Raw genomic sequence first — 12,172 nt, 5'->3', positions numbered from 1 at the left:
CGCTCGCCGCTCGCATCTCAGCGCTGCTGTGACCCCGACTCCGGCCGGGGGCGGTGCCAGGGCTGGGAGGGCAGCCGGGAGGTGGCGATCAGGATCGCCGCGATCCCGGTGAACAGCAGCACGGCGATCAGGCAGTAGACCACGGTTTCCAACGGACCACTGACCTGCACCGGGTCGAGGAAAAAGTAGGGGTACCAGCCCACCATCGACCCGCGCACGAGGGTGAACACGCCCCAGATGCTGGGCAGAACGAGCACCCAGGCCAGGAGTTTCCACGGCAGGCGGGCCTTGCCGGCATCCGTCAACCAGTCGACGAGGGCGATCGTCGGAATCCAGAAGTGCAGCAGCTGGCTCGACCAGGGCACCTCGATTGTGTAGTCGCGCGAGGATGACTGGATGACGATGGTCAGGAATACGATGCCGGACACCATGATGTAGGTGGTCACCAGCAGCCGGAACCAGTCGAGCCAGGCCGGGTCGGTCGCATGGCGGAATGCGACCAGGGCTCCGGCCACGAACGCGACGACCGCGGCCATGGCGCTCTGCACGGTGAAGTAGCTGAAATAGTTGTACACCGCGAAGGTCGCGAAGCCGAGCACGTAATCGAAATACCCCAGCAGCGCGACGACGCCGGTCGCCGCGAGCAGCAGGCGGCCGATGCCGAACGCCCGGCGCAACGGCAGCAGGGCGACCGTGCGAGGCAGCGCGGCACGGCTGGGGGCCGCCGGCAGGGCGCGTTGGGCCGACGTTCTCGGCGCCGTGGGGGGTTGGCGCGCCGCCCGTTCCGTCCGAGCGGGGTCGGATGCTCGCGCGCACATGCTTCCACGCTACGCCAGCATCGGGAGCGGCCGCTGAATCCGCAGCGCGGGCCGGTCAGCGCGGCCGGTCAATAGGCGCCGGTCAATAGGCGATGTGGAATCCGTTCTCGCCGCGCGGCGCCAGGTCGGTCACCTGCATCGACTCGACCACCGCGGAGGGCGGCCCGTGCGCCAGCCAGGCGAGTAACTCCGAAACGGATGCCGCGTCGCCCTCCGCGTCGACCTCCACCGAGCCGTCCATCCGGTTGCGCACGAACCCGGACAGGCCCAGCCGGCGCGCCTCCGACTGGGTGTAATACCGGAATCCGACGGCCTGCACCATCCCGCGCACGAGAGCCTGTTTGCGAACCATGCTTCCAGTGTGCCCCCGACCGGCGATCAGGCCGAGTTGCGCCAGACGATGGGGGTATCCAGCAGGATGCCGCCGACCGGCTGGGCCTCGCCCCGCAGCTGGCCGAGCACGCACTCGGCCGCCGCCGCGCCGAGGCCGAAGGCCGGCTGGTGCACGGTGGATAAGTGCGGTTGGGTGCGGAGCGCCCAGGAGCTGTCGTCGAAGCCGACGATGCCGACGTCGCCGGGCACGCTGCGCCCCGCGTCGCGGAGCGCCTCGAGCGCCCCGGCCGCGACGGCGTCGGAGGCCGCAAAAACGCCGTCGATGCCGGGGTCGCGCTCCAGCAGCGCGCGCATGCCGTCGGCTCCGTCGGAGTAGGTGTAGAGCGGAACCCGCGCGACGAGCGCCGGGTCGAAGCGCGGGCCCAGGGCATCCGTGAAGCCCGCCAGCCGGTCGGCTCCCGAGTCTCGATCGAGGGCCGCCGCGATCATGCCGATGCGTTTGCGGCCGGTGGCCATCAGCCGCTCGGTGATGGCGCGCGCCGAAGCGCGGTTGTCGATACCCACGAAGGGGAGCTGGCGGAGGTCCGGCGGATGCCCGACGAACGCGGCCGGCAGCGCGAGGCGTTGCACCACCCGGATCATCGGGTCTTCGTGGCGGGCGGAGACGATGATCACGCCGTCGACGAATCCGCCGCTCAGGTAGCGGGCGACGCGGTCGGTGTCGCGCTGGGAATCGATCACGAGGCTGACCATCTGATAGTCGGCGCGGGAGAGCACGGTATTGGCGCCGAGCAGGATGCCGCCGATGTTGGGGTCGTCCAGGAAGAGCGAGTGCGGTTCGTGCACGATGAATCCCACGGCCTGGGAGCGCTGCATGACCAGGCTGCGGGCGGCGTTGTTCGGCACATAGCCGACCTTCTCGATCGCCGCCTCGATCGCGGTGCGGGCCTCGGCCGAGACGTACGGCTCGTCGTTGATCACCCGGCTCACCGTGCCGCGGGACACGCCGGCTTCCACGGCGACATCGTGGATTGTCGCGCGTCGGCGCCGAGACGGAATTGTCACCATTCGATAACTGTAACGCGCGCCGAGGAACCCGACGCTTGACACGGCGGCCAGGGAGTTCGTACTCTGTGTACGTTCACAGAAAACCCAACGGCGCGTTTTTGCTCCCGACTCTGTGCACGTTCACAGAGTCAATCAACACAGCCAGTCAATCAACACAGCCAGCAGAGCTGGCACAGCACAGCAGGGAGCACCATGAACTCGCGAGCAGCCACGTCGACCGGATCGGCCTCGGCCACCCCGTTCGTTCACGAGGGCGTCGCCTACGGCTGCGACTACAACCCGGAGCAGTGGGGGCCCGAGGTCTGGGCCGAAGACGTCGTGCTGATGCGCGAGGCCGGCGTCGACCTGGTCGCGATCAACATCTTCGGCTGGTCGCAGGTCGAGCCGCGGCCGGGGGAGTACGATTTCGACCGGATCGACACGATCATCGAACTGCTGCACGCCAACGGCATCCGGGTCAACCTCGGCACCGGCACCTCGTCGCCGCCGCCGTGGCTGAGCACCCTGCATCCCGAGATCCTCCCGGTCGTGGAGGACGGCACCACCCGCTACCCCGGCGGGCGCCAGGCCTGGTGCCCGAGCTCCCCGATCTTCCGCGAGCACGCGCTGGCACTGGTAGAGAAGGTCGCCGAGCGCTACGGCCGCCACCCGGCGGTCGCCCTCTGGCACGTGTCCAACGAGCTGGGCTGCCACAACGCGCTCTGCTACTGCGACGACACCGCCGCCGCGTTCCGGCTCTGGCTGCAGGCGCGCTACGGCACGATCGAGGCCTTGAACTCCGCCTGGGGCACCTCGTTCTGGAGCCAGCGCTACGGCCGGTGGGCCGAGATCCTCACCCCGCGGCTCACCCTCTCCAGCCGCAACCCCGGCCAGGTGCTGGATTTCCACCGGTTCAGTTCCGCCGAACTGCTCGACTACTACCGCCGCGAGACCGCCGTGCTGCGCCGCCACTCCGACGTCGCCGTGACCACCAACTTCATGGTCACCTCCCACATCCGCAACCTCGATTACTGGACCTGGGCCCCCGAGGTCGACATCGTCGCCAACGACCACTACCTCGACCACCGCCTCGCCGACCCGGCCACAGAGCTGGCGTTCGCCGCCGACCTCACCCGCGGACTCGCCGGCGGGCAGCCGTGGCTCCTGATGGAGCAGGCGGCCGGCGCCGTCAACTGGCAGCCGCACAACCTGGCCAAGGCCCCCGGCGAGATGACCCGCAACTCCCTGGCCCACGTCGCCCGCGGGGCCGACGGCATCTGCTTCTTCCAATGGCGGGCCTCGCTGCAGGGTTCGGAGAAATTCCACTCCGCGCTGGTGCCCCACGCGGGCACCGATACCGCGCTCTGGCGCGAGGTCGTCGCCCTGGGGGAAACCCTCGACCGGCTGGGCGAGATCACCGGGAGCACGGTCGTGGCGGATGCCGCACTCCTCTTCAGTTGGGAAGCCTGGTGGGCCGGCGACGGCGAATCCCGCCCGTCCCAGTCGGTGCGCTACCTCGAGCAGGTGCACGCCGCCTACGCCGCCCTGCACCGGCTCGGCGTCACGGTCGACATCGTGGCCCCCGGCACCGACCTCTCCGGGTACCGCCTCGTCGTCGCCCCGGCCCTGTACCTGGTCTCGGACGCCGAGGCGGATAACCTCACCGCCTACGTCGCGGCCGGCGGCCACGCCCTGGTCACCTTCTTCAGCGGCATCGTCGACGAAGACGACCGGGTGCGCCCGGGCGGCTACCCCGGCGCCTTCCGCGGTCTGCTCGGCGTCACGGTCGAGGAATTCTCCCCGCTGCTGCCCGGCCACGTGGTCGGCCTCGACTCCGGCGCATCCGCGAGCCTCTGGACTGAGCGACTGCGCAGCACCGGCGCCGAGGTGATCGCCCGCTACCGGGGCGGGCCGCTTCCGGGCACCCCGGCCATCACCCGCAACCGGCACGGCGCCGGCGACGCCTGGTACGTCGCCACCGCGCTGGAGGCCGGCGCCCTGACCGACCTGCTGCGCACGATCTGCCAGCAGGCCCGCGTCACCGCGGTCGGCCCCGAAAGCCCCGGAACCATCGAGGTCGTGCGCCGCGCCGGCGCCGCCGCGACCTATCTTTTCATCATCAACCACGGCGAGGACGACATCGACCTGCCGGCCTCCGGCCGTGAACTCGTCACCGGCGAACCCGTCAACCGTATTGTTCGAGTTCCGGCCGGTGCCGTTCGCGTGATCAGAGAGGACCCCGCATCATGAGCGCACCCGTCGTTCCACTCACGGATGCCCCGGGCAGCGTCGCCCGCCAGAAGAGGTCACGGGCCGCCAAAGCCCCGGCCTCCAAACAACCCAGGCAGCCCGTGCCGCACCTCGGCGCGATTCTCGCCTTCGTGCTCCCGTTCGGCACCCTGTTCGCCCTGTTCTACCTGGTCCCGATCGGCTACGCGATCTACCAGTCGCTGCTCGTGATCGAGCGCGAGGGCACCTTCGGCAAGGCCACCGAGGTCTTCGGCGGGCTCACCCAGTACATCCTGGTGTTCCAGAACGGGCCGTTCTGGACATCCATCGGCCGGGTGCTCACCTTCGGCGTCGTGCAGGTGCCGATCATGCTGGGCCTTGCGCTGCTGTTCGCCCTGCTGCTGGACTCACCGCTCGTGCGCGGCAAGAAATTCTTCCGGCTGGCCTTCTTCGTGCCCTACGCGGTGCCGGGCGTCATCGCGGCGATCATGTGGGGCTACCTCTACTCGCCCAACCTGTCGCCGTTCAGCGCCGTCACCGAGAACATCAACTTCCTCTCGGCCGACCTCGTTCTCTGGGCCATCGCTAACGTCGTCACCTGGGTCTTCGTGGGTTACAACATGCTGATCATCTACTCGGCCCTGCTGGCGATCCCGACCGAGCTCTACGAGGCCGCCCGGCTCGACGGGGCCGGCCAGGTGCGCATCGCTTGGTCGGTGAAGATCCCGCTGATCATGCCGGCCATCATCCTGACCGCGATCTTCTCGATCATCGGCACCCTGCAGCTGCTCGCCGAACCGCAGGTCTTCCGCAGCTTCAGCTCCGCCGTGACCAGCACGTTCACCCCGAACCTCACGGTCTACTCCACCTCGTCGATCCCGAACTTCAACCTCGCCGCCGCCTTCTCTGTGGTGCTGGCCCTGGCCACGTTCATCCTCTCGTTCACGTTCCTGAAGTTCACGCAGCGGAAGGAAGTCCAGTGAGCACCTCGATCAGCACCGTCACCACCCCCGCGCGACGAAAACGCGGCAGCCGCACGCCCCAGGGCGTGGCCCCCAAAGCCCAGCGCGAGAGCCCGTTCGCCCGGGTCAGCGCCATGATCGTGATGGGCGTCTTCACGCTCTACTTCCTGGTGCCGATCTGGTGGCTGCTGGTGGCGGCCACCAAGGACCGGTCCCAGTTCAACACCACGAACCCGCTCTGGTTCGCCGACTTCTCCCTGTTCACGAACATCGGCAACCTGATCGCCTACCGCGACGGCGTCTACCTCAAATGGATGCTCAACAGCGCCCTGTACGCCGGCCTCGGCGCCGCCATCGGCACCATCATCGCCGGCATGTGCGGCTACGCCCTCGCCAAGTACAACTTCCCGGGTCGCGAACTCATTTTCAACGTCGTGCTCGGCGGGGTGCTGGTGCCCGCCACCGCGCTCGCGCTGCCCCTGTTCCTGATCTTCAGCCAGATCAGCCTCACCAACACGTTCTGGTCGGTGTTCCTGCCCAGCCTGGTCAGCCCGTTCGGGGTCTACCTGGCCCGCATCTACGCGTCGGCCAGCGTGCCGGACGAACTGATCGAGGCGGCGCGCCTCGACGGGGCCGGCGAGGTGCGCACCTTCTTCACCGTCTCGGTGCGCATGATGGTGCCCGCCCTGATCACCGTCTTCCTCTTCCAGTTCGTCGCCATCTGGAACAACTTCTTCCTGCCGCTGATCATGCTGCGCGACGAAACCCTGTTCTCGGTCACGCTCGGCCTCTACGCCTGGAACTCCCAGGTGAACCAGATTCCGGTGCTGCGCGACTACGTGCTGATCGGGGCCCTGCTCTCGATCATCCCGCTGATCATCATCTTCCTGCTGCTCCAGCGCTTCTGGCAGAACGGGCTCAGTGCCGGTTCGGTGAAGTAGCCGGTCCCTCTCTTTACCTCCCCTCCCCACCCCTCCCAAGAGAAAAGAAGAACAATGCGAATCAAGAAGAGAGCAGCCGCTGTCGCCTTGCTCACCGCCGCAACGGTCGCCCTGACCGGCTGCGCGGCGGGGTCCACGACCTCGGCCGGCGCCGACTGCGCCCCCGCCACGGGCAAGGTCGACCTCACCTTCACCACCTGGATCCCCGGCATGGAAGACGTGGCCAAGGTACGGAATGAAAAGAACCCCGACGTTCAGGTGAAAGTGCAGACCGGCCCGAACGGCAACGGCGGCACGTACCAGAACTTCTTCAACCAGCTCAAGGCCGGCAACGCGCCCGACCTCGGCCAGATCGAATACGACGCACTGCCGAACTTCCGGGTGCAGGACGGCCTGACCGACCTCGCCGCCTGCAAGGGTGTGCTCGAGGCGAAGAGCGACTTCGTCGACTGGACCTGGGGCCAGGTCAACTTCGGCGAGGACAAGTCCGTCTACGCGATCCCGCAGGACGCGGGCCCCATGGCCATGTTCTACCGCGCCGACCTGTTCGAGGCGAACAACATTGCGATCCCCACCACCTGGGACGAGTTCGCGGTCGCAGCCGAGAAGGTGCGCGCCACCGGCGGGTACATCACCAACTTCTCGCAGAGCGACATCAACCAGTTCGCCGGTTTCGTCTGGCAGGCCGGCGGAAGCTGGTTCAAGAACGACGGTGAGAACTGGACGGTCGACCTGACCAGCCCCGAATCCGTCAAGGTCGCCGCCTACTGGCAGGACCTGATCGACCGCGACCTCGTCTCCACCAACCCGCCGTGGACCGACGAGTGGAACAACGCCTACAACTCCGGTTCGGACTGGACCTGGAACTCCGCGGCCTGGGGTGCGAACTCCATCGCCAGCGGCGCTCCGGACACCGCCGGCAAGTGGTCCGTCGCCCTGTCCCCGCAGTGGGCTGCCGGTGACAAGGCCGCCGGCAACTGGGGTGGCTCGTCCACCGCGGTCTTCAAGGGCTCGAAGCACCCCTATGAGGCGGCCCAGTTCGCGCTGTGGCTGAACACCTCCGACGAGGCGCTCACGATGCTGAACAAGTCGGCCAACCTGTACCCGGCCGCCAAGTCCGGCCTCGAGCTGCCCGCCCTCAAGGCAGGCGTCGAGTTCTACGGCAACCAGCCCATCTACGACGTGTTCTCCGAGGCATCCGACCAGGTCTCACCCGACTTCATTTGGGGCCCGACCATGACGCAGGTCTATAACGACACCTCCGACGGTTTCAAGGGTGCCGTCACCGGCAGCGGGACTCTGACGGATGCTCTCACGAGCGCCCAGAAGAGCACGATCAGCGCCCTCGAAGCGCAGTCGATCCCGGTCAACAAGTAGCGTTAGGCCTCAGTGTCGTCGATTCCCTACCTCCGTGCCGCGGGCACCAGCCTTGTGCTGGACGCCCGCGGCACGGGTGTGCCCGTGATCGTGCACTGGGGCGCCGATCTGGGCGACCTCTCCGGTGAGATGCTCGCGGTGCTCGCCGACGCATCCGTTCCGGCGATTCCGCCGAGCTCGATCGACCTGCCCCTGCGGCTGACCCTGCTGCCGACCGTCTCGGACGGCTGGAGCGGGCGCCCCGGGATCAGCGGATTCCGGTTCAGCGAGGGTGGCGGGGGTGGCTTGCGCGGCGGGGGCGGCGCGGCCGCCGCTGACCTCGACCTGCGCCTGGCCGGCGTGGGGCCCGTTTCGGTGCGGTCGGGTGACGCCGTCTCGCCCGGCACCCAGGCGCTTGCGATCTCGCTGACGGATGCCGCGGCCGAGCTGGCCGTACGTACCGACCTCGAACTCTCGGTCGAGGGCGTGCTGCGACTGCGCCACACGCTCACCAACACGGCGGCCACCGCTCCGTTCGAACTGGGGTCCCTCGACGTCATCCTGCCCGTTCCGGGCCGGGCGAGGGAGATCCTCGATTTCACCGGGTTGTGGACGCACGAACGCCGGCCGCAGCGCGCCCTGCTCGGCCAGGGCGTCTGGAGCCGCGAGTCCCGGCACGGGCGGCCCGGCCACGACGACCCCTACCTGAGCGTGGCCGGCACCCCCGGGTTTGGCTTCCGCACCGGCGAGACGTGGGCCACCCACCTGGCTTGGAGCGGGGACAAACGCGTCTGGGCCGAGAACAGCCCGCTGGGTTACTCGGTGCTCGGCAGCGGCGAACTTCTCGCGCCCGGCGACGTGCGGGTCGCGCCCGGTGCGAGCCACACGACCCCGTGGACCGTGGCCGTGTACTCGGCGGCCGGACTCGACGGGCTGTCGGCTCGGCTGCATCCGTGGATCCGGTCCTGGTCGACCCTCTCCGGGGCCGCGTCCGGGCCGCGCCCGGTCGTGCTGAACACCTGGGAGGCCGTGTACTTCGACCATGACCTGCCCACCCTGACCCGGCTGGCTGACGCCGCGGCCGCGGTCGGCGTGGAACGGTTCGTGCTCGATGACGGCTGGTTCACCGGCCGCACCGACGACCGGCGTGCCCTCGGCGACTGGTTCGTCGACCCGGTCGCCTGGCCAGACGGGTTGCATCCGCTGGTCGATCACGTGCGTGCGGCCGGCATGGATTTCGGGCTGTGGATCGAACCCGAGATGATCAGCCTCGACTCCGACGTCGCCCGGGCGCACCCGGACTGGGTGCTCGGGCCGGCTGGGTCTCGGGGGTCGGCCGGGCCTCGGTCGTCGCTGCCGTCATCGGCGCTGACCTGGCGCTTCCAGCGGGTGCTCGACCTCAGCAACCCGGATGCCGCAGCCTGGGTATTCGACCGGCTCGCGGCCCTGCTCGCCGAGTACCCGATCGCATATCTGAAATGGGACCACAACCGCGACCTGCTGGCCGGGTCGGCGCACCGGCAGACCGCCGCGCTGTACCGGCTGCTGGACCGGGTGAGGGCGGCGCATCCGGGTGTCGAGATCGAGTCCTGCGCGTCGGGGGGAGCCCGCATCGACCTCGGTATCCTCGAGCGCGTGGACCGGGTCTGGACCAGCGACACCAACGACCCGTTGGAGCGGCAGCAGATCCAGCGCTACACGAGTGTGCTCGTGCCGCCCGAATACCTCGGCGGTCACCTGGGCGCCGCTACCGCGCACACCACCGGGCGCACCTCGGAGCTCAGCTTCCGACTGGCCACGGCGCTCTTCGGCAGCGCCGGCATCGAGTGGGACCTGACCCGCGCGATCGAGTCCGAGCGTGCGCAGATCGCCGACTGGATCACCCGGTACAAGCAACTCCGCGGGCTGCTGCACACCGGAACGATCGTGCGGGCCGACCCGAGCGACCCGGCCCTGGAGCTGCACGGGGTCGTCTCGCCCGACCGGGCTGCGGCCGTCTTTGCGTATGTGGCGCTGGCTGCCCCGCGCTCCGCCCTGCCCGAGCGGTTACGGTTTCCGGGACTCGCGCCCGAGCTCACCTACCGGGTCGAGCCGCTCACGATCGGTGCGCCCCCGCGCGTGATCCAGGATGCGCCGCCGGCCTGGCTGGCGGGTGGGGGCTCGTTCGGTGCCGCTGGTGCTGGTGCTGGTGCTGCCGCTGGTGCTGGTGCTGGTGCTGGTGCAGGTGCAGGTGCTGGTGGTGGTGGTGGTGGTGCTGTGACCCTGACCGGGGGAGTGCTGGCGCAGGTCGGGCTGCCCGCGCCGCTGCTCGCGCCCGAGCAGGCCGCGGTGTACACGGTGACCGCAGTCGAGTAGCCCCGCAGCTGAGAGGCGGCTCGGCCGCGGGCGGTCGCCGAGTTCGCCTGTTCCGGTCGAGTTCGCCACGCGTGCGGGACGATCTCGACCGGATGTGGCGATCGCGGCGCGAGCGGCGGGGTGGCGAGGGCCGCGGATGCGCGCGTCCCCGATGCCCGCGTCCCCGGAGCCTGCCGCGCGGCATCCGTGCACCGGATGTCCCCGCGACCGGGCATACCTATCTAAGCTGTGGATGATCCGTCCAATGAAACGGCTCTGACGCGCCACTAGATTCAGGGAAACCACCGGCACCGCGCCGCCCGAACAACCACCGGCACCAGAACCGGAACCACCCCGCAAGCGAACGGAGCATCCGTGCCCAGTCAGGTCGATGACAGCCAGCGTGCACTCTCGAGGCCGCTCGACGGGATCCTGGTCGCGGACTTCTCCCGGGTGCTGGCGGGTCCGCTCGCCACGGTGACGCTGGCCGACCTCGGTGCCCGGGTGATCAAGGTCGAGCGGCCCGGCAGGGGCGACGACACGCGCAGCTGGGGTCCGCCCTTCTCCGCGACGGGGGCCACCTACTTCGAGAGCGTCAACCGCAACAAGGAATCCCTCTGCCTCGACCTCACCGACGAGGCTGACCTCGCCGTCGCCCGGGCGCTCGCGCTGAAGGCCGACGTGCTGGTCGAGAACTTCAAGCCCGGGGGGATGGACCGACTCGGCCTCGGCTACGAGAGCCTCAAGGCGGAGAACCCCGGCCTCGTCTACGCCTCGATCACCGGGTTCGGCAGCGCCGGAGGGGCCGACCTGCTCGGCTACGACTTCATGGTGCAGGCTCTGGGCGGGCTGATGAGCGTCACCGGGGATGAGACTGGTCCGATGAAGGTGGGCGTCGCCCTCGTCGACGTGCTCACCGCGAAGGACACGACCATCGGCGTCCTCGCGGCCCTGAACGCCCGCGCGGCCTCCGGCCTGGGCGCGCGGCTGGAAGTGAATCTGCTGTCGAGCCTGCAAGGGGCGCTCGCGAATCAGGCGCAGGCGTACCTCGGCGCGGGGGTGGTGCCCGGCCGGATGGGCAACCGGCATCCGTCGATCGTGCCCTACCAGCTTCTCGCCTGCGCGGACGGGCCGCTGGCCGTGGCCTGCGGCAACGACGGCCAGTTCGCCAAGCTCGCCCGGGTGCTGGGCGACGAGGGGCTCGCCACCGACCCGCGATTCTCGACCAACTCGGCCCGCGTGCACAACCGCGAGGAACTCGTCCGCCTCCTCGAAGCGCGCCTCGCCGAGGCCCCGGCGCTGTCCTGGCAGGACCTGCTCACCGACGCCGGCGTACCGGCCGGGCAGGTGGCCACCATCGCCGAGGGCATCGAGCTCGCCGAGTCGCTGGGGCTGGAACCCACGATCGAGGTGCAGGATGCCTCCGGCGCCACCGTGGGCCGCCAGATCCGCCACCCCGTCAGCTGGACGCCCCCGCTGGCGCCGCGCACGAGCGCGCCGCCCGCCCTCGGCGAGCACAGCGACACGATCCGCGACTGGCTCACCGGCAGCAAGGGTTTCGCCGGCGCCCAGCGCTAGGCCGTCTCCACGATCCCCAGACCGCGTCCCAGCCACACCGGCCCCGAACGAATTCGACGGAGATTTTGCCCGCATCGGCCCCAAACACGACGAAACCCTGTTTTTACAGCAGCATCTCCGTCGAATTGGTTCACGACGGGGACGGGGACGGGTGCGCGGTGACGCCCCGCATCGCCAGCCACAGGTTGGCCGCAACATCGGGATCGTCGAGGTCCTCGCCGATCAGGCGGGAGGCGATCTCGATCCGGTGCCGGAGCGAGTTGCGGTGCAGCTGCAGGTCCCGGGCTGTGGTCTCCCACTGGCCGCGGTGGCGCAGGTAACACCGCACGGTCTCCACGAGGTCCGCCCGGGCGTACCCCCGGAGCGCCTCGACCCAGGCCTCGGCCCGCGGATCGAGCACGTTCTGCACCGGCACCAGTTGCCCGGGCGAGGCCCGCCGGCACGCCCGGCCCACCTCCAGCACGCTGCCGGAGACCTGGCCCAGCAGCACCGGCCCGCTCACCGCGGCCGCGAACCGGCCGGCACCGGCGCCCGCCAGCGACCCCGGCCCCGGCCCCGGCCCCGCCACCGCCAG

The 12,172-nt window shown here is 69.6% G+C and carries 10 protein-coding genes; 6 read left to right on the top strand and 4 right to left on the bottom strand.

Translation table 11 applies throughout. The annotated features are described in order from the left end of the window. Positions 1-17 precede the first annotated feature (17 nt). The 3 genes from E3O49_RS09660 to E3O49_RS09650 all read right to left on the bottom strand — a co-directional run bounded on the left by E3O49_RS09660 (position 18) and on the right by E3O49_RS09650 (position 2,219). Complete coding sequence (locus E3O49_RS09660) at positions 18-818, bottom strand: Pr6Pr family membrane protein (RefSeq protein WP_134365382.1); 801 nt, start codon at positions 816-818, stop codon at positions 18-20. 82 nt (positions 819-900) lie between these two features. Continuing rightward, positions 901-1,170 (bottom strand): acylphosphatase, encoded by a 270-nt coding sequence (locus tag E3O49_RS09655; RefSeq protein WP_134365383.1) that lies wholly within the window; start codon positions 1,168-1,170, stop codon positions 901-903. 26 nt (positions 1,171-1,196) lie between these two features. Beyond that, positions 1,197-2,219 (bottom strand): LacI family DNA-binding transcriptional regulator, encoded by a 1,023-nt coding sequence (locus E3O49_RS09650; protein WP_134402351.1) that lies wholly within the window; start codon positions 2,217-2,219, stop codon positions 1,197-1,199. Between the two features lie 192 nt (positions 2,220-2,411). Here E3O49_RS09650 and E3O49_RS09645 point away from each other — a divergent pair, with 192 nt between their 5' ends. The 6 genes from E3O49_RS09645 (at position 2,412) to E3O49_RS09620 (ending at position 11,598) form a co-directional block, all read left to right on the top strand. Then, on the top strand, positions 2,412-4,448 hold the full coding sequence (locus E3O49_RS09645) for a beta-galactosidase (protein ID WP_134451428.1): 2,037 nt from the start codon (positions 2,412-2,414) through the stop codon (positions 4,446-4,448). Next, positions 4,445-5,410 carry a carbohydrate ABC transporter permease gene (locus tag E3O49_RS09640; RefSeq protein ID WP_134434141.1) on the top strand — a complete coding sequence of 322 codons (966 nt, stop codon included), beginning with the start codon at positions 4,445-4,447 and terminating at the stop codon, positions 5,408-5,410. The genes E3O49_RS09645 and E3O49_RS09640 overlap by 4 nt, the downstream gene beginning before the upstream one ends. Before the next feature lie 113 nt (positions 5,411-5,523). Continuing rightward, the gene (locus tag E3O49_RS09635) at positions 5,524-6,330 is read left to right on the top strand and encodes a carbohydrate ABC transporter permease (protein ID WP_134365389.1); all 807 of its coding nucleotides are present in this window, start codon (positions 5,524-5,526) and stop codon (positions 6,328-6,330) included. Between the two features lie 54 nt (positions 6,331-6,384). Then, positions 6,385-7,707 (top strand): ABC transporter substrate-binding protein, encoded by a 1,323-nt coding sequence (locus E3O49_RS09630; protein ID WP_134451427.1) that lies wholly within the window; start codon positions 6,385-6,387, stop codon positions 7,705-7,707. 12 nt (positions 7,708-7,719) lie between these two features. Continuing rightward, a complete protein-coding gene (locus E3O49_RS09625) occupies positions 7,720-10,041 on the top strand; it encodes an alpha-galactosidase (RefSeq protein ID WP_134410152.1) in 2,322 nt (773 codons plus the stop codon). A 354-nt stretch (positions 10,042-10,395) separates the two neighbouring features. After that, positions 10,396-11,598, top strand: coding sequence for a CaiB/BaiF CoA transferase family protein (locus tag E3O49_RS09620; protein ID WP_241978575.1), 1,203 nt, complete (start codon positions 10,396-10,398; stop codon positions 11,596-11,598). A 130-nt stretch (positions 11,599-11,728) separates the two neighbouring features. On the opposite strand, the gene E3O49_RS16835 is transcribed toward E3O49_RS09620, so the two are convergent. Beyond that, positions 11,729-12,172, bottom strand: a 444-nt coding sequence (locus E3O49_RS16835; protein ID WP_198417477.1) for a helix-turn-helix domain-containing protein, incomplete at its 5' end; no start/stop codon positions are given.

The organism is Cryobacterium shii (genome assembly GCF_004402595.1).
GTDB classification, from domain to species: domain Bacteria; phylum Actinomycetota; class Actinomycetes; order Actinomycetales; family Microbacteriaceae; genus Cryobacterium; species Cryobacterium shii.
The sequence above is the reverse complement of the archived record's forward strand: the minus strand, read 5'-3'. Positions and strand labels throughout refer to the sequence as shown.